16 protein-coding genes and 1 tRNA gene are annotated in these 17,135 nt (G+C 67.7%); 10 read left to right on the top strand and 7 right to left on the bottom strand.

What is annotated here, in order from left to right; all coding sequences use genetic code 11:
- The first annotated feature begins 131 nt into the window (after window positions 1-131).
- Entirely contained in the window at window positions 132-800 is a 669-nt protein-coding gene (trhA, locus tag NM2_RS41785) for a PAQR family membrane homeostasis protein TrhA (protein ID WP_157121764.1), read from the top strand.
- Between the two features lie 156 nt (window positions 801-956).
- The gene (locus NM2_RS41790) at window positions 957-2,555 is read left to right on the top strand and encodes an adenylate/guanylate cyclase domain-containing protein (protein WP_245718498.1); all 1,599 of its coding nucleotides are present in this window, start codon (window positions 957-959) and stop codon (window positions 2,553-2,555) included.
- A 152-nt stretch (window positions 2,556-2,707) separates the two neighbouring features.
- On the opposite strand, the gene NM2_RS41795 is transcribed toward NM2_RS41790, so the two are convergent.
- Together NM2_RS41795 and NM2_RS41800 are read right to left on the bottom strand one after the other, a co-directional pair.
- Entirely contained in the window at window positions 2,708-3,256 is a 549-nt protein-coding gene (locus tag NM2_RS41795) for an LGFP repeat-containing protein (RefSeq protein ID WP_067681910.1), read from the bottom strand.
- 391 nt (window positions 3,257-3,647) lie between these two features.
- Entirely contained in the window at window positions 3,648-5,753 is a 2,106-nt protein-coding gene (locus tag NM2_RS41800) for a thioredoxin domain-containing protein (RefSeq protein WP_067681911.1), read from the bottom strand.
- Between the two features lie 151 nt (window positions 5,754-5,904).
- Here NM2_RS41800 and NM2_RS41805 point away from each other — a divergent pair, with 151 nt between their 5' ends.
- The 5 genes from NM2_RS41805 (at window position 5,905) to NM2_RS41815 (ending at window position 10,613) form a co-directional block, all read left to right on the top strand.
- Window positions 5,905-6,552, top strand: a complete 648-nt coding sequence (locus tag NM2_RS41805; protein ID WP_084532089.1) for a SanA/YdcF family protein — start codon at window positions 5,905-5,907, stop codon at window positions 6,550-6,552.
- Between the two features lie 243 nt (window positions 6,553-6,795).
- Window positions 6,796-8,079, top strand: a complete 1,284-nt coding sequence (locus NM2_RS41810) for a PepSY-associated TM helix domain-containing protein (RefSeq protein WP_084532090.1) — start codon at window positions 6,796-6,798, stop codon at window positions 8,077-8,079.
- Between the two features lie 62 nt (window positions 8,080-8,141).
- The gene (locus NM2_RS49845) at window positions 8,142-8,300 is read left to right on the top strand and encodes a hypothetical protein (protein ID WP_157121756.1); all 159 of its coding nucleotides are present in this window, start codon (window positions 8,142-8,144) and stop codon (window positions 8,298-8,300) included.
- A gap of 178 nt (window positions 8,301-8,478) precedes the next feature.
- Window positions 8,479-8,549, top strand: a tRNA-OTHER gene (locus NM2_RS49850).
- Between the two features lie 507 nt (window positions 8,550-9,056).
- Window positions 9,057-10,613, top strand: coding sequence for a TROVE domain-containing protein (locus NM2_RS41815; protein ID WP_174575747.1), 1,557 nt, complete (start codon window positions 9,057-9,059; stop codon window positions 10,611-10,613).
- Window positions 10,614-10,691: 78 nt separating this feature from the next.
- Here NM2_RS41815 and NM2_RS41820 read toward each other — a convergent pair whose 3' ends face one another.
- Both NM2_RS41820 and mca read right to left on the bottom strand, forming a co-directional pair.
- Window positions 10,692-11,000, bottom strand: a complete 309-nt coding sequence (locus tag NM2_RS41820; protein WP_067681918.1) for a hypothetical protein — start codon at window positions 10,998-11,000, stop codon at window positions 10,692-10,694.
- Window positions 10,997-11,878 (bottom strand): mycothiol conjugate amidase Mca, encoded by an 882-nt coding sequence (mca, locus tag NM2_RS41825; RefSeq protein WP_067681944.1) that lies wholly within the window; start codon window positions 11,876-11,878, stop codon window positions 10,997-10,999. The genes NM2_RS41820 and mca overlap by 4 nt, the downstream gene beginning before the upstream one ends.
- A gap of 205 nt (window positions 11,879-12,083) precedes the next feature.
- On the opposite strand from mca, the gene NM2_RS49855 reads away from it, so the two are divergent.
- Together NM2_RS49855 and greA are read left to right on the top strand one after the other, a co-directional pair.
- The gene (locus NM2_RS49855) at window positions 12,084-12,764 is read left to right on the top strand and encodes a DUF4307 domain-containing protein (protein ID WP_157121758.1); all 681 of its coding nucleotides are present in this window, start codon (window positions 12,084-12,086) and stop codon (window positions 12,762-12,764) included.
- Window positions 12,765-13,077: 313 nt separating this feature from the next.
- Window positions 13,078-13,572: a transcription elongation factor GreA gene (gene greA / locus NM2_RS41835; protein WP_040827691.1), complete on the top strand. Its 495-nt coding sequence runs from the start codon at window positions 13,078-13,080 to the stop codon at window positions 13,570-13,572.
- A gap of 295 nt (window positions 13,573-13,867) precedes the next feature.
- On the opposite strand, the gene NM2_RS41840 is transcribed toward greA, so the two are convergent.
- Window positions 13,868-15,013 carry a cystathionine gamma-synthase gene (locus NM2_RS41840; RefSeq protein WP_067681920.1) on the bottom strand — a complete coding sequence of 382 codons (1,146 nt, stop codon included), beginning with the start codon at window positions 15,011-15,013 and terminating at the stop codon, window positions 13,868-13,870.
- A gap of 88 nt (window positions 15,014-15,101) precedes the next feature.
- Here NM2_RS41840 and NM2_RS41845 point away from each other — a divergent pair, with 88 nt between their 5' ends.
- Window positions 15,102-16,265 (top strand): acyl-CoA dehydrogenase family protein, encoded by a 1,164-nt coding sequence (locus NM2_RS41845; RefSeq protein WP_067681922.1) that lies wholly within the window; start codon window positions 15,102-15,104, stop codon window positions 16,263-16,265.
- On the opposite strand, the gene NM2_RS41850 is transcribed toward NM2_RS41845, so the two are convergent.
- Together NM2_RS41850 and NM2_RS41855 are read right to left on the bottom strand one after the other, a co-directional pair.
- Complete coding sequence (locus NM2_RS41850) at window positions 16,221-16,610, bottom strand: hypothetical protein (protein WP_157121760.1); 390 nt, start codon at window positions 16,608-16,610, stop codon at window positions 16,221-16,223. The two genes, NM2_RS41845 and NM2_RS41850, sit on opposite strands and share 45 nt — an antisense overlap.
- A 156-nt stretch (window positions 16,611-16,766) precedes the next feature.
- Window positions 16,767-17,135 (bottom strand): transglycosylase SLT domain-containing protein (locus NM2_RS41855; RefSeq protein ID WP_157121762.1); only part of this gene is annotated, 369 nt, incomplete at its 5' end.

Below are 17,135 nucleotides of genomic sequence, written 5' to 3' on the forward strand. Positions count from 1 at the left end.
TGCGTACATCGGCGAGAACCTGGCCGCTGACGTGTCATCTGCTTCGCGGTGGCGGGATGGCTAACTTACGGTACCGTAGGTTACTCAGGAGGTAAGCCTTGTCCGATTCGGTGACGCCCGCGCCCGCTGCCCTGGGAACGTTCGGGCTCGCGGCACACATCCCGGTCAAACCGCGAATGCGGGGCTGGATCCACACCTGGGCCGTCGGTATCGCCGCCGTCGCGGTCATCGTGCTGGTCACGGCGTCCGCGACCGTCTCGGCGACCGCGGGCCTGTCCACGCTGATCTACGGACTCACGGTGTGCGGCGTCTTCGGGGTCAGCGCGACCTACCACCGGGTGACCTGGTCGAGTGTGCGGGCCCGCACCCATATGAAGCGGGCCGACCATTCGATGATCTTCCTGTTCATCGCGGGCAGTTACACCCCGTTCGCGCTCCTGGGACTGCCCGGTCGCACCGGGACCACGCTGCTGATCGTGGTCTGGACGGGCGCGCTGGCCGGGGTCGCGCTCAAACTGCTGTGGCCGGGTGCGCCCCGCTGGGTCGGCGTACCGCTGTATCTGGTGCTGGGCTGGGCGATCGTGCCGGTCGCGGCGCCCATGACGCACAACGTCGGCGTGGCCCCGATGATCCTGCTGCTGGTGGGCGGCCTGGCCTACAGCATCGGCGCGATCCTCTACGCCGCGAAATGGCCCAACCCTTGGCCGACGGTCTTCGGACATCACGAATTCTTCCATGCCGCAACGGTTCTCGCGGCCCTGTGCCATTACGTCGCGGTCTGGCTGGTCGTGCGCGGATGACCGCCGGTGCGCCGGGACCGCGCGGCGCACCTGTGACGTACCGGACACGATCCGGTCGAAACCGACGACGCCACACGCGCGGGTTCTATGCTCCTCGTTCGTGCTCTACGAATCGATACCGCGTCTGCCGCATGTCAGCGCCAACCCCTGCGCGCCATGATGAATCGGCTGATCCTGTGGGCGCTGCGGATGCGCTGGGGTCTGTCGACCGTGGTGCTGGCCTGCCACGTCGGCGGGCTCGCGGTGATCCTCATCGAACTGTGGCTGAGCGGATTGCTCGGACGGCTCGGACCGGATTGGATGAGCGCCCTGGCGCAGACCGCGATCTATCCGATCCTGGGCGCGCTGGTCGGCGGCGTGATCGCCGTGCGCGATCGCAACCACTACTTCGGCTGGCTGGACACCGGCCGCAAGCCGACCGAGGTCGAGGCGCGGCGGCTTTTGAATCTGCCGATGGCGACCACGTTGCGGGCGCTGGCCATCTGGCTGCCCGGCGTCGTCATCGTCACGTTACTGTTCGCGCAGGTCGTGCCGTCGCGGGCGATCGTCGTGGTCGGCGCGATGTTCGCATTCGGCGCCTTCGAGTCGGCCGGCTTCACCCTGCTGATCGTCGATCGGCTGATTCGGCCCGCGATCCCGCTGGTCGCGACGGTGCTCGGCGGGACGATGCACTGGAGTTCCACGGTGCTCAACCGGGTCGTGCTGTCCTGGACGGTATCCGGGGCGATGCCGCTGCTGATGCTGATCACCGTGCTCGCCGATCCGGTCGCCGCACCGAGCGACCGCATCCACACCGCGCTGTACATGTCCTCGGTGGGTCTACTGGTCGGCGCGATCGCCACCGCGACGCTGGCTCGCGCGGTCGCCGCACCGCTGCGGATGCTGCGCCGCGCCCTGGACCGCATCGCGCACGGCGATCTCGAGGTGCGGGTGCCGGTGGGCAGCGCCAGCGAGATCGGCCGACTCGAGCATTCGGTGAACGAACTGGCCGAGAATCTGTCCGAACGCGAACGGCTGCGGGATGTGTTCGGCCGTCACGTGGGCGCCGAGGTCGCCGAACGCGCGCTGGCCGGTGGCATGAACCTCACCGGCGACGTGCGCGTGGTGACCGCGCTGTTCGTCGACGTCGTGGGATCGGTCGAACTGTCCACCGAACTCGCGCCGCGCGAATTCGTGGCCAAACTGAACCGGCTGCTCTCGATCGTCGTCGAGGCCACCGAGGACAACGGCGGACTGGTGAACAAATTCGAGGGCGATGCCGCGCTGTGCATCTTCGGCGCGCCGATCGCCTTGCGCGACAACGCGACTCCGGCCCTGCGCGCCGCCCGCCGGATCCGCGACGAGGTGGCCGCCGGGGGTGAGCTCGACATCGGCATAGGCGTCGCCCGCGGATCGGTCTTCGCCGGAGACGTCGGCGCCGACACCCGCCTGGAATTCACCGTCATCGGCGACGCGGTGAACGAGGCGTCCCGGCTGACCACCGAGGCCAAACACGTACCGCGGCGAATCCTGGTGAGCCAGAACGTCATCGAGGCGGCCTCGGGCAACGAGAGCGCGTCCTGGGAACTACACGACACCATCCACCTGCGCGGCCGCAAACAACCGACCGACTGCTGGACCGACATCGCCGCGCCCGCGACAGGCGTCGACCCGGACAAGACCGCCGCCCCGGGCAACAACGGAGCCGGACCCGCCTCGGACGGCGCGGTGGCTCCCGCATCCGACCCAGCGCTCGAAGCAGTTCGCCCCGAATAAGCACCGCTGATCGCCACAAGTCCGGCCCGCGTGACTACGGCCTGCTTCGAGCATGGACCACACCTCAGGCGGGGAAGAACTCACCGAGCAGCGAACCTGCTCGCGAACGGCTGATCAACGGGGCGGACCCGCAGATCAACTCCGGCTCGCGATCACGGGTGCCAGGTGATCCGGCCGCCCTGGAAGTCCTGCGCCTTGCCGTCGCGGTAGTCGTATTCGTCGCTGGTCGGGTAGCCGTAGCGGCCCTTCTCCGAGCCGTTGCCCTGCCACACTCCGGCGATGGAACCCCAGACGACGTGCGCGCCGGTCTCCTCGGACCAGTAGATGACTCCGCCGGGGAACATGTTGTAGCGTCCGGCGCCATCGTTCCCGGCCTTGGACTCATCGGAGAGCGGGAAGCCCAGCGGGCTCTTCTCCCAGCCCAGCGACGCGTATTTGGCGCGGATGAGACCGCAGATGTCGTGCGCGTCGGTGCCGACGGACCAGTAGATCGAGCAGCCGCGCTCGAACACCTGGAACTTGCCGCCCTGCGCGGCCGATTCGGGTGTGGTCGGATTACCGAAGAAGCTCGCGCCGCCCGCGTTGTCGTATGCCTTCTCGATCGCGCCACCGACGTCGAAGGCCCCGATATGCCGCGCCGCCGCCGTGCCCGCGCCCGCCGTTACAGTGGCAAATACCACCGCGGCGACCCCCGCGGTCAACGCTATCGCCCCACGTCGAGTCGGGCGGTGCGAACGGTTCCTCCGAGGTTGTATGGTCACGTGAACTCCCTGTTCGAGCGGTCGATCCGGACCCCGACGACCACTTCCTCCCCGCCATCCTGCAAGGACTCGCCGCGCTGGGCAAGCACCCCCGGCCGAATAGGTGAGAGTTCATAGCCACACGCTATGCATATGCCGCTATCAGGCTTTTCTCGAGAATGGGAAGTAGCGGCGGACTCACCCGACCGCTACCAGGTCACCTGCTCCCCGGCAACGCAGAGATCGCCGGCCCGATCCACGGACGTTTGTCATCGGCCGGGACGACCGTCGGTCCACGCCACTGATTCACCGGCCTGCATCGCGAACATCCGGAAAATTCAGTCGACAGAAGTCACTGCCCTGCCGATGTGCCGATCATGAGGGACGAGCGCAGGGCTCGAGGATCGGTTACCGGGAGATCGCAGACCGAGCCGCGGCAGACGTAGGCAGCCGGGGCAGTGCCAGCCGGGGGGCGGCTGTCCAGGAGCGGGGCTGAATCCTGTTGTCCGGCAAGGACTACCGATCCGCCGGGAGCAGCCCAGCGTGCGGCGGTGAGCAATTCGGCCGCGGCGGGATCGGTGCCGTCGGGCAGGGCGACAGCGATCTGCAACGGGCCCTGGACCGCTGCCTCGGCGACCGCGAGCCAGTGGCCGCCGGATCGGGGGGCGCGAGCGAGGACGACCGCGCTGCGGGACAGGGTCGCCTCGGCCAGTTCGCGATAGCGGGCGGCGCGATCGGGTTCGCTCAGCGCGGAGGCCGTCAGCAGCGCCTCGGCGAATGACGAAGCGCCCGAGGGTGTTGCGCCGTCGAGCGGGTCACGCGGACGGGAGATGAGCGTTTCGGCGTCGTCGGCGGTGTCGAACCACGCTCCCGCGGCGGCGGGGTCGGCGAAATGAGCGATGGCAGTGTCCAGCAGTTCCTTTGCCCGGGCGAGCCAGCCGGATTCGCCGGTGGCCTGATACAGGGCCAGCAGCCCGCTGGCCAGCCAGGCGTAATCCTCCAGGATCCCGGGGGCCGCGCCGGTCACACCGCCGAGCGAGGCGCGCCGCAGACGACCGTCGACCACGTGTTCCGACAACAACATTCGCGCACATCGGGCCGCGGCCTCGACCCAGTCGGGCCGGGCGTGGGCGGCCCCGGCCTCGGCCAGGGCGGTGATCGCCATCCCGTTCCACGCGGTGACCACCTTGTCGTCACGCGCGGGTTGCGGACGCTCGTCTCGGGCCTGCCGCAACAGATTCCGGACGCGATCGAACCGCTCGAGATCGACCGGACCGGAGACGCCGGTTCGGCCTTTCGGCACCGGCAGCGTGAGCACCGACGTGCCGTGTTCGAAACTTCCTTCCGGGGTGACACCGAAAACCGTTGCCGCCCAAGTGCCATCGTCCGGGCCGAGGATCTCGCTCAGTTGCGTCGGAGTCCACACGTAGGTCGCGCCTTCGACTCCCGGACCGTCCGGGTCGACATGGGTGTCCGCGTCCAGCCCGGAGGCGAATCCGCCCTGATCGGTGCCCAGATCGTCGAGAATGAACGCCGCCGTCTCCGCCGTCACCCGCCGCGGCAGATCACCGCGCGAAAGTTCTTCCGCGGCAGGCTCTTGCGCACCGGACCGCGCCAGATGTGCGTAGACGCGTAGCAATTGAGCGTTGTCGTAGAGCATCTTCTCGAAATGCGGTACCACCCAGGCGGCATCGACCGCATACCGCGCGAATCCGCCCCGCAGCTGATCGTAGATACCGCCGCGAGCCATCGCGACGGCCGTCTCCAGCACAGCGCCCCGCGCCGCCTCGTCACCGGTGCGCTCGACGTGCCGCAGCAGCCCCTCCAACAGCGCGGACGGCGGAAACTTCGGCGCCCCACCGAATCCGGCGTACCGCGGATCGACATCCCGCAGCACCGCGGCCACCGCGTGATCCAGCAACTCCGGCCCGACCGCGAAATCACCGACCGGCAGCCCGCCGGCCTGCGCCCGCAACGCGTCCGCCACCTGCCCCGCGGCCTCGTTCACCTCCGCCCGCCGAGTCCGCCAGGTATCCGCGACCGCGGTCAGCACCTGCGTGAACGACGGCATCCCGCCGCGCGGCGTCTTCGGGTAGTACGTCCCGCAGTAGAACGGCTCCCCCTCCGGCGTCAGAAAACACGTCATCGGCCATCCGCCCTGACCGGTCATCGCCACCGTCGCCGACATGTAGATCGCGTCGATATCGGGCCGCTCCTCCCGATCCACCTTCACGCACACGAAGTTCGCATTCATCACCCCCGCCGTCCCCACATCCTCGAACGACTCGTGCGCCATCACGTGACACCAGTGACAACTGGCATACCCCACCGACAACAGAACCGGCACGTCCCGCGCGGCCGCCTCCGCCAACGCCTCGGCCCCCCACTCCCGCCAATCCACCGGATTGTCGGCGTGCTGACGCAGATACGGCGACGTCGCGTTACCCAATCGGTTCACCCTGCCAGCGTCTCACATACGCCGATCCCACGCCGTAGCTCTCACCCCGACAGCCCTGCTGACCAGGACATTCATCGTCGGGCGAGGACGGCGAGCGGTGAGCAAGTCCGTCATCCGCAGGGCCGGGATACCGTCTGGAAAGGTAGTGGCGATGAAGCGATGGCGGCGGTGCGGCAGATGGTGGATGCGGGGGCTGCTCGGGGCGGGTGCGGCGTCGGCGCTGGTCGTGATCGCGGCCAACGGCCGGTTGCGGATGCTGTCGGCCGGGCACCGGTTCACCGTGCCGACCGTGCCGCGGGCGCCGGTGGTGATCGTGCCGGGCGCGAAGATCGGGCCGGACGGGCAGCCGATGACGTATCTGCGCGGGCGGCTCGATGTCGCCGTGGAACTGCTCACGGCACGCAAGGTCGACGAGGTCCTGATCTCCGGCGACGCGGAAGGTGAGTCCGGCGACGAAATCGCTTCGATGCGAAGCTATCTGCTCGATCACGGCGTCGAGCCCGGCCTGATACGCGCGGACGGCGAAGGGTTGTCCACCCGCGCGACCTGCGAACGGGCCCGCGACCTGTTCGGCATAGACCGCGCGATCATCGTCACCCAGCACCAGCACGTGCCGCGCGCGATCGCCCTGGGCCGCGGCGCCGGCATCGATGCCGACGGCGTGGACGCCTACCGTGAGTGCACGCGGAAAACTCTGGTGCGCAACACTATTCGTGAATGGCTCGCCGCCCCTAAAGCTGTTGCAGCGTTGACTGTTTCGGCTCAACGACCCATGCGGTCAGCACCGGCGAGCCCCTGAGCAGGTGCGGACAGCCGGACGAGGATTCAACCAATCCCCGTCCCACATCACGAGTTACCGAGCGAGTGGGTGGACGGCCGAAGGCAGGCGTCGGCGAGGCCACGTGGGCATACCACACGAGACCCCACAGACTGGTTAGGTTAGGCTACCTTGTCAACAGGGCGGGCGGGTGATGCGCCGGACGTCGACGGCCGGGCATTCCGCCGGAGCCACACGCGCCGAGCAGAGTCGAAGGGGATACCGATGTCGACCACGGAGGAGTCCGACACCAGGATTCGGAGACCTCGCGACGCGCGCGGAGCCGACACCACGACGGCCCGGACCCCGCCTCGGGCCGCACCGCGTCGACGAAAAGTGCCGGTACTCAAGCGATTCCGCACACTGCGCACGATGGTCCGGTGGTCGGCGGCGGTACATCGCTGGGTCACGGCGGTCCTCGGCATCGCACTGCTGATCCAGGTGAGCTGTGGTTGCGTACTGCTGTTCCGGCCCGAGCTGTACCGGATGAATCATCCGGAGCTGTTCGCGGCGACCGATACTCGTCCGGCGATCACGGCGGCCGAGGCCATCCGGATCACCAGGCAGACCCGACCGCTGCCCCAGGCTCAAGCGCGTCTGATCGACGGCGTATTCCAGGTGCGTTCGGGATATTCCGGCCCGGCCACCTACATCGATGCGGGCAGCGGACGGGTCCTGGGCACGGCCGACCCGAACGGCGGATTTCTCGGACTACTCACCAACCTGCACGCCTGCGCACTGTCCTGCGAGAAATTTCCCGGATATCAACCGTGGCTGGCCCGGACGTGGCTGACCATTCCGCTGGGCTACTGGCTGATCGCGCTGCTCGGTGCGGCCCTGACCTGGTGGTGCGTGAGCGGACTGCTCATCTGGTGGCCCGGGATCAGGAACCTCGGCGCGCGTCTGGCGATCCATCTGCGCCGCGGCGTCTATCGCGCGTTTCGCGATCTGCACGACGTCCTCGGCGCGGCCACGATGGTATTCCTGCTGTTCTGGGCCGTAACCGGCGCCGGATTCCTGATCCCGGCGATCGCCTCGGCGTGGTACGCGCTCACCGGAACCCATTCGCTCGCCCGCACGGCGTACTCGGTTCCCGGCACCGGCCCCGATGTGAGTACCGATTCCGCGGTCGCGGCCGCGCGGGTCCTGGTCCCGACCGGGCGCGTGGTGGGCGTGCTGGAACCCGGCCCGAACCCCACCGCCACCTACGGCATCGACTTCGAACAGGGTGCGACGGTCGGTCGCGGCATCGTCTCCCTCCCGGCCACCTCGGTTGCCGTCGACCGTCACACCGCCACCGCGACCATTACCCGCGGCGGCAGCGTCCCCCTCGGAAACACCCTCTGGGACAAGTGGAGCTACGCACTGCACTTCGGCTCGATAGCCCCCTGGCCCCTCCGATCACTCTGGCTGGCAGCAGGTTTCACTCCGATACTGCTGACCTTCACCGGCCTCTACACCTGGCTCCACCGCCGACGGCGCATCTCGCGTCGCGAGGTCCGCACGTGAAGTCACCGCCCATGTGCCGAAACCGTGACTCCCACGGGCCTCGGGATGGGTATTCCCAAGGAATGAGTAACACCGCAACAGCCGGTTCGGCGGAACGTCGGCCCTGGTACGCCGATCTCGAGGACGCCGAACGTCGCGGCGCGCGTGGGAGCGCCGGAATCGGCTATTTCGACTGTGATTGCGATATCTGCCATCACCGCCACTACGAGAGGCCGTACTGAGCACGTACCGACAGCGTGCCCATGCGCCCGGGACCAGGATCGCCACGTCATCCGAGTCCGGGACGTCGATCTGCCCGCCCCCGCGAACCGGCCCGTCGACCCGCGCACCCCGCACCCCGTGACCAGCGGCGAAAAATACCTGGCAGCACCGGAATTCGGCACGTATATTTCTTCCCGTGCCCGGTGCGCAGGCAACGGATACTTCGACTACGGATCGGCAGGTTGTGGGTTCGAATCCCACCCGGGCCATTTCGGCCCGGTAGCTCAATGGATAGAGCAGCTCAGGTGCCGTCGCCGACTCGATCTCGGGCACTGGTCGACGACCGCATTCGATTCGGATGCGGCCAATCGGATGCGGCCGTTCGATTCCCCTTGTGCCACAGTGCCGTCAGCCACGCACCCGAGCACGGAGGCCTCGGAAAATAGGATGCGACGCACCGGTCGCGACCACTACCCTGTTGATCACGCCCGATGCGCGGGAAACGATTGGTTCCCAGTGGGAGCACAGGCACGATCGGCCTCCGGAACGTCGACATCCGACGCGGCCGATGGCGCCGATCCGTCGCCGAATTGTTCTCGGGCGCAATGTTTCGCACCTCCCGGTGCGACGCCCACGGCCACTCTCCAGCAGTTCGGAGAATCCGCGGGTCACGATGACCTCGGGAGACCCGCACACGCGTCGACCGCCCCGGCGGCGATCCGGTCTCCCGCGTACGACACGGGGGGCATACCGTGAGCAAGTTCGACACTTCACACATGCGAACCGGCGCGACGTCGGCGGTGCGGACCGCGCGGACGGCGTCGGGACGCACCTACGCGGGCGCGCCGGGGTACGAGCGCACCCCGAAGAGTGCGCTGTTCCTGCTCGCGGTGTCGAATATGGTGGGCGAGAACACCTTCTACGAATCCGGCCACGCGCGCGACAGCCGCTACGCCGCCCTGATCCGGGAGAACACCCTCGCCGATCCGGAATGGACCGCGCGTTTCCTGCGTTGGCTGCGCACATCGGCGAACCTGCGCAGCGCCGCGCTCGTGGGCGCGGCGGAGTTCGCTCGGGCGCGACTGGCCGCCGGTGAGCCCGGAATGTCCCGTCAGGCAATCGATTCCGTGCTACAGCGGGCGGACGAGCCGGGCGAGCTGCTGGCATACTGGCTCAGCTCGTACGGGCGGGCACTACCCAAGCCGGTCAAGCGCGGTGTCGCCGACGCGGTGCGCCGCCTCTACGACGAACGCGCACTCCTGAAGTGGGACTCGGCCGCGAACGCCGTGCGTTTCGGCGACGTCCTGGATCTGGCGCATCCCGCGCCCGCGGACGACAAGCCTTGGCAGAGTGAGCTTTTCGCGCACGCCCTGGACCGCCGCCACAGCCGGAACGCCGCGATCCCGGACGGGCTGCGCATCATTCGCGCCCGCGCGGAACTGCTCGCGCTGCCGTCCGGCCCGCGACGTCGTGCGCTGTTCGACGATGCCGAGACCGCCCGCACGACGTTGCGTGCGGCGGGCATGACCTGGGAATCGGTGGCCGGTTGGCTACAGGGTCCACTCGACGCCCGGGTATGGGAAGCGCTGATCCCGTCGATGGGTTACGCCGCGCTGCTACGCAACCTGCGCAATTTCGATCAGGCCGAGGTGTCCGACGAGGTCGCCGCGCAGGTGGCCGCCCGACTCGCCGATCCCGAGCAGGTGTCCCGATCCCGGCAGCTGCCGATGCGATTCCTGTCCGCGTACCGGGCCGCACCATCGCTGCGCTGGGGCCGGGCACTCGAGCCGGCGCTGGGACGCTCGCTGTCCTCGGTTCCGGCCCTGCGTGGTCGCACCCTGGTCCTGGTGGACACGTCCGCCTCGATGAATTCCGTGTTCTCCCGAGACGGCCGGCTGCGTCGCTGGGACGCGGCCGTGGTCTTCGGGATCGCGCTGGCGAGCCGATGCGAGCACGCCGATCTGGTGTCGTTCTCGATATCCAGCCTGGTCTTCGACCTGCGGCCCGGCGAGGCCCTGCTGCGGGCGGCCGAACGGTGGCAGGCCGACGGCTATTTCATCGGCGCGGGTACGGACACCGCACGGGCGGTGCGCACCCACTTCGACGGGCACGATCGTGTGGTGATTCTCACCGACGAGCAGGCCGAGGGGCAGGACGTCGACCGGGCGCTGCCCGCCGCGGTTCCGCTGTACACCTGGAATCTCGCGGGTTATCGCCTGGGTCATGCGCCCAGCGGTTCGCACCATCGCCACACCTTCGGCGGCCTGAGCGACGCGGCATTCACCGCGATCGGTCTGTTGGAGGAAGGCAACCGGGCGAACTGGCCGTTCTGACCAGCGCCGCAATCGAATTCGCCCCCGCTCCGGATTTCCGGGGCGAGGGCGAATCATCTGCGTCGCGCGTCGGGGCGCTCAGGACTCTCGAGGTGGCTTCGACTCCGAAGCCCCCGATTCGGCGCCGTCGGACTCCTGATCCTCGGCCTTGTCCTCGACCTCGGTCGCACCCGGATCCGTGCCGTCGTCGGCGGCCTGATCGGGTTCGGGATGCTCGGGCGAGAAGTCCGCGGGCAGACCCTTGATGTGCTTGTTCATCGAACGGATCAACAGCACGGTCCCGGCCAGCAGGATCAGGACGATGACCAGACCCAGCGGAGACGCCTTGCCGAACTCCGGTCCGGTCGGATTGGTGGTGGTGTTCTGAGCCAGGACAGTGAGAATCATCGGTCCGCGACCTCGATCTGCGGATCTTCGATACCGGCGAACAGATCGGTCTCCGGGATCTCCGTGCGCACCCGGGTCCTGGCGAGTTCGAATTCCTCGGTGGGCCACAGCCGCTGCTGCATCTCCATCGGAATCGCGAAGAACGCGCCGTTCGGATCGATCTGGGTGGCGTGCGCGCGCAACGCCTCATCACGCTGCGGGAAATATTTGGAGCATTCGATCTGCGTGGTCACCCGGCCCATGATGTCGCCGCGTTCCTCGGCCCGCTTGCGGAATCCGTCCAGCCACTCCTGCATCGGGAACGGCTCGCCGATGCGCTCGAACTCCTGCGCGAAGATCTCCATCCGCGAAATGCTGAATCCGTGGTCGTAGTAGAGCTTGAGCGGCGTCCACGGCTCGCCCGCGTCGGGGAATTTCTCCGGATCGCCCGCGGTTTCGTATGCGGCCATGGACACCTTGTGGCACATGATGTGATCCGGGTGCGGATAGCCGCCGTTCTCGTCGTACGTGGTGATCACGTGCGGTTTGAATTCGCGCACCACGCGCACCAGCGCCTCGGTGGACTCCTCCAGCGGGACCAGCGCGAAGGACCCCTCCGGCAGCGGCGGCAGCGGATCACCCTCGGGCAATCCGGAATCGACGAATCCGAGCCACTGCTGGCGGACGCCGAGCGCCTTGGCGGCCTCGGCCATCTCCTCGCGCCGCACCTCCTCGATGCGATCCAGGACGCCCGCGGTGTCCATCGCCGGATTGAGGATCGACCCGCGCTCGCCGCCGGTGAGGGTGACAACCAGAACGTCGTTGCCCTCGGCGGCGTACTTCGCGGTCGTCGCCGCGCCCTTGCTGGACTCGTCGTCGGGATGAGCGTGCACCGCCATGAGACGCAGACCGGTCACGACTCCACCATCTCGCTCACGCCGGGCTCACCTCGTTGCTCACCGTCTCCACCTCATCGCTCTCCGCCGCCATCCGGGCAGGGGGGTGTCGGATCTGTCTCCCTATAGTTCCATCCGACCCTCTTTTGTTCCGAGCTACCCCCTGCAAAGGTGAGGTACGCCGATTACCTGCGGGAGCGAGCAAATCATGAGCGAGCGCGGTGAGCGCCCGACGAGCGCGGACGAGCCGGAGCCGAACGCCGCCCAGGCCGGGACCGAGGAGACCGTGCGCCCCGAATCCGGGGCCGACGACCGATCGAGTACCGCCGAACAGGCCGGGGCCGCCGCGGAGAACGGCACCGCCGAACGCCCGGTCCCGGCCGAAACATCCGGTCCCACTGAACAATCGGGCACGGTCGAAGCACCCGAACAGTCGGGTGTCGCCGACCGTTCCGGCGCGACCGGACGGCCCGGGTCGGGGTCGGTCGGCGATCGTTACGGCAGAGCGCCGAGAAGCAGCCGACGCTGGGTGCTTCCGGTACTGAGCGTCGGGGTGGTCGTCCTGGGCCTGATCATCGCGTACATCGGCTACAAGCAGTTCGGGCCGAAAGATATCGATCCGGAACAGCTCGGGTATACGGTTATCAACGATTCGACCATCGAGGCGCATTTCAAGGTGACCCGGACTCATCCCGAACAGGCCACGGTGTGCTTCGTGCGGGCGATGGACTCCAACGGCAGCGAGGTCGGGCGGCGCGAGGTGCTGATCACGCCCTCGAGCAGCGGCACGGTCGAATTGAAGACCATCGTGCGGAGCGTGGCACGACCGGCCGCAACCGATATTTACGGCTGCGGCGGAAAAGTTCCCGCCTATCTGCGCGCCGGATGAGGCTATGACCGGGCGATCCAGGCGAAACGCCTCGCGATCATCGCTCCGACCTGCATCTTTGTAAATCGTGCTAAAATGATGCGATACACGGTTCCGAACGCTCGGAGCCGTGTTTGCTGCATTGGCGGCCAGCGCTATCGGTTCCTCGGCACACAATGCCACACGGGAACGGGGCCTGTCGGGGTTCGACGATATCCCCCCAGGGATCGCTCTAGCCGTCGTCTGTTGCTGTGCGCGCCCACGTGGGGTGCGCGTGGTTGCGGGTATTTGGGAATCCCGGTTCGCCGGGAACAACTACTAGGGAGTGATCGAGATGACTGAGACGCAAGTGACCTGGCTCACACCGGAGTCGCATGAGAGGCTCAAGGGCGAACTCGACGCGCTCATTGCCAATCGTCCGGTCATCGCGGCCGAAATCAACGAGCGACGCGAGGAGGGCGACCTCAAGGAGAACGGCGGTTACCACGCGGCGCGCGAGGAGCAGGGCCAGCAGGAGGCCCGCATCCGCCAGCTGCAGGAGCTGCTGAACAACGCCAAGGTCGGCGTCGCCCCCACCAAGTCGGGCGTCGCGCTGCCGGGTTCGGTCGTCAAGGTCTACTACGACGGCGACGAGACCGATACCGAAACCTTCCTGATCGCGACCCGCGAGGAGGGCCTGGGCGGGTCGAACCTCGAGACCTACTCGCCGAACTCACCGCTGGGCGGCGCGCTCATCAACGCCAAGGTCGGCGAGACCCGCGAGTACACGCTGCCCAACGGCAACATCATGAAGGTGACCCTGGTCAGCGCGGAGCCGTACCACAGCTGAGCCCCGGTCGGCTCGCAGCAGGCCGACCGATCCGCTGATCGGACCGAAATACGACACAGTGGCCGCACCTACTCCGGGTGCGGCCACTGTGTTTTCTGCCGTTGTCTTACCGCCTCACTGTCAGATCGAAGACACACCCTCACCTCGTTCCACCAACCCCGGACAACGCCGACCTGTTCGCGGTCCGTCCCGTCGCTCGGACGCGTGGCGGGTGCGAGGAACGAGTGCCCGACACGGGGCCGAGCGACGGCACTCAGGGGGCCGCGAACCGCCGGAGCGAAGCGGAGGCAGAAAATTACAGCAGCGCGTTTTCTATGTCGGCTAGTAGGTCGCTGATGTCTTCGATGCCCACCGACAGTCGGACCAGGTCCTCGGGCACCTCGAGCGCCGAGCCCGCGGTGGAGGCGTGCGTCATCGCGCCCGGATGCTCGATCAGCGATTCCACTCCGCCCAGCGATTCGGCGAGGGTGAACAGCTTCGTGCTCGAGCAGAACTTCAGCGCCGCGTCGCGACCGCCCCGCAACCGCACCGAGATCATCCCGCCGAAACGACGCATCTGCTTCTGCGCCACCGCGTTTCCGGGATGCTGCGGCAGACCCGGGTAAATCACCTCGGCGACGGCCGGATGCCCGGACAGGAATTCGGCGATCGTCTCAGCGTTGTCGCAGTGCCGATCCATGCGCACCGCAAGGGTTTTGATGCCGCGCAGGGTCAGGAACGCATCGGTCGGGCCGGGCACCGCGCCCGCGCCGTTCTGCAGGAAGGCGAAGGCGGCGTCGAGTTCGGGATCGTCGGTGATCAGCGCCCCGCCGACCACATCGGAGTGTCCGCCAAGGTATTTCGTGGTCGAGTGGATCACGATGTCCGCGCCCAGCAGCAGCGGCTGCTGCAGGTAGGGCGAGGCGAAGGTGTTGTCCACCACCAGTTTCGCGCCACCGGCGTGCGCGACGTCGGCCAGCGCCGGAATATCGCCGACGTTCAGCAGCGGATTGGTCGGCGTCTCCACCCACACCAGTTTGGTGTTGGAGCGCAACGCGTTACGCACCGCGTCGGGATCGGAGACCGGCGCGACCGAGTACTCGATACCCCACTGGGTGAACACCTTGTCGATCAACCGGAACGTGCCGCCGTACGCGTCGTCGGGGATCACCAGATGATCGCCGGGCCGCAGTGTGGCCCGCAGCGCACAGTCGGTGGCCGCCATCCCGGAGGAGAAGGCCCGGCCGTGCCGCCCCGACTCGAGCGCGGCCAGATTGGCTTCCAGCGCGGTGCGAGTGGGATTGCCGGTGCGGGCGTACTCGAAGCCCCCACGCAGTCCGCCGACGCCGTCCTGGGCGAAGGTGGAACTGGCGTAGATCGGCACGTTCACCGCGCCGGTCTGCGGATCGGGATCGAATCCGGCGTGCACGGCGCGTGTGGAGAACCCCAGCTGATCGGTCATGTCGACCAGCCTAAATCCGTGCGCAACCTCTCCTCACCACGGGCTGGGTGTCATTGTTACCAACGTCTCTCCGCCATAGGGTGAGCGCATGGTCACCGTCGACGAATTGTTCGCCATCGATTCCCTGCTCACCGACACCGAACGGCAGATCCGCGACACCGTGCGCAGGTTCGGTGAGCAGCGGCTGCGACCGCATGTGGCCGACTGGTTCGAGCAGGGCACGTTCCCGGCTCGCGAGCTCGCACCCGAACTGGGTGCGCTCGGTCTGCTGGGCATGCATCTGGACGGATACGGCTGCGCGGGCACCTCGGCGACCGAATACGGGCTGGCCTGCATGGAACTCGAGGCGGTGGATTCGGGTGTGCGCAGCATGGTCTCGGTGCAGGGTTCGCTGGCCATGACCGCCATCCACAAGTACGGGTCCGAAGAGCAGAAACAACAGTGGCTCCCGCAGATGGCGGCCGGGCGGGCGCTGGGCTGCTTCGGGCTCACCGAACCCGATTTCGGCTCCAACCCGGGCGGTATGCGCACCCGCGCGGTTCGCGACGGCTCGGACTGGGTGCTGAACGGTTCGAAGATGTGGATCACCAACGGGTCGGTGGCCGACGTCGCGGTGGTGTGGGCACGCACCGAGGAGGGAGTGCGCGGATTCCTCGTTCCCGCGGACACGCCCGGATTCACCGCCCGTGAGATGCATCGCAAACTCTCGCTGCGAGCCTCGGTCACCGCCGAACTCGATCTGGACGGGGTGCGGCTGCCGGGTGATGCCCTGCTGCCCGAGGGCAAAGGGCTCTCCGCGCCGCTGGGCTGCCTGTCCGAAGCGCGGTTCGGCATCGTATTCGGCGCACTGGGCGCGGCGGCGGACTGTCTGGCCGCCGCCATCGATTACGCGCGCACCCGCGAGGTGTTCGACAAACCGCTGGCCGCCTATCAGCTGACACAGGCCAAACTCGCGGACATGGCCGTCGAGCTGGGCAAGGGCCAGTTGCTGGCGCTACATCTGGGCCGGTTGAAGGACCGCGGGGAGCTTCGCCCGGAACAGGTCAGCGCCGGAAAGCTCAACAGCACCCGCGAGGCGATCGCGATCGCGCGGCAGTGCCGGACCATTCTGGGCGCGAACGGCATCACGCTGGATTATCCGGTGCTGCGGCATGCGAACAATCTGGAGTCGGTACTCACCTACGAGGGCACCGCCGAGGTCCATCAACTAGTCCTCGGAGAGGCCCTCACCGGCTCCAAAGCGTTTCGCTGACAACGCATTTCGCTTCATCGCCGGCAGAGGGCGTTTTCGCGGGCGCGCCGAGACGAGCAGGATCAGCACCGCACCGACGATCACCACGACCGTGCCCAGGATGGGCAGGGTGATCGAGGCGGGCACACCGATCGGCCCCAGCGCGGCGGCCGCACCGGAACCCCAGATCAGCACGGCCGCGAATCGGCCGACCAGGCGCCCGCGGGCCGGATCACCGAAACGCCTCGCGACCGGATCCATCACGATGCGACCGAGTACGGCCGCGATACCGGCGATGGCGAGGGCGCCCGCGACATTCGGCAGGCCCGACACGATCTGCATCCGCATCGAGTCCACCGCGTGCACGAAACACCCCCTCGCACCGCGCGTTCCGGCCGGGTACCGAAACACTCCGTCACCGGTATACCCCGGGTGGTCGTCCCCACTCACAGTTTGCGCTGTGCTGATTCGATACAACGCACGGATGTGGCGGGTTCGACAGTCGTACAAGAACGAGACCGGTCAGTAAGCCGAATCGACGTTGTCCATCGAGCCGTACCGCTGGGCGGCGTAGTTGCACGCTGCGGCGATATTGGCGACCGGATCCCAGACGTTCCACGAGGTGCCCTCGACGTGATACGCCTGGAAGGTGGGATCGATCACCTGCAACAGCCCCTTGGACGGGATGCCCGCCGCGGCATTGGAGTCGTAGAGGTTGATCGCCTGGGGGTTGCCACTGGACTCGCGCAGGATGTTGCGGTAGATGCCGTTGTAGCTGCCCGGGATGCCGTGCACGGCCATGATGTCCATCGCCTGGTGGATCCAGCCGTCCAGGTTGTCCGGGTAGCTGGGCGCGGGCGGCGGCGGGGGCGGCAGGACCTGCGCGGGCGG

Source organism: Nocardia miyunensis NBRC 108239 (genome assembly GCF_001613065.1).
Taxonomy (GTDB): Bacteria; Actinomycetota; Actinomycetes; order Mycobacteriales; family Mycobacteriaceae; genus Nocardia; species Nocardia miyunensis.

Excerpts from the sequence above, each read along its gene's own strand:
- NM2_RS41790 (WP_245718498.1), top strand. The coding sequence starts at position 957 with ATGATGAATCGGCTGATCCTGTGGGCGCTGCGGATGCGCTGGGGTCTG.
- NM2_RS41815 (WP_174575747.1), top strand. The coding sequence starts at position 9,057 with ATGCGAACCGGCGCGACGTCGGCGGTGCGGACCGCGCGGACGGCGTCG.
- NM2_RS49845 (WP_157121756.1), top strand. The coding sequence starts at position 8,142 with ATGAGTAACACCGCAACAGCCGGTTCGGCGGAACGTCGGCCCTGGTAC.
- NM2_RS41840 (WP_067681920.1), bottom strand. The coding sequence starts at position 15,013 with ATGACCGATCAGCTGGGGTTCTCCACACGCGCCGTGCACGCCGGATTC.
- NM2_RS49855 (WP_157121758.1), top strand. The coding sequence starts at position 12,084 with ATGAGCGAGCGCGGTGAGCGCCCGACGAGCGCGGACGAGCCGGAGCCG.
- mca (WP_067681944.1), bottom strand. The coding sequence starts at position 11,878 with ATGGCGGTGCACGCTCATCCCGACGACGAGTCCAGCAAGGGCGCGGCG.
- NM2_RS41820 (WP_067681918.1), bottom strand. The coding sequence starts at position 11,000 with ATGATTCTCACTGTCCTGGCTCAGAACACCACCACCAATCCGACCGGA.
- NM2_RS41810 (WP_084532090.1), top strand. The coding sequence starts at position 6,796 with ATGTCGACCACGGAGGAGTCCGACACCAGGATTCGGAGACCTCGCGAC.
- NM2_RS41845 (WP_067681922.1), top strand. The coding sequence starts at position 15,102 with ATGGTCACCGTCGACGAATTGTTCGCCATCGATTCCCTGCTCACCGAC.
- NM2_RS41805 (WP_084532089.1), top strand. The coding sequence starts at position 5,905 with ATGAAGCGATGGCGGCGGTGCGGCAGATGGTGGATGCGGGGGCTGCTC.
- greA (WP_040827691.1), top strand. The coding sequence starts at position 13,078 with ATGACTGAGACGCAAGTGACCTGGCTCACACCGGAGTCGCATGAGAGG.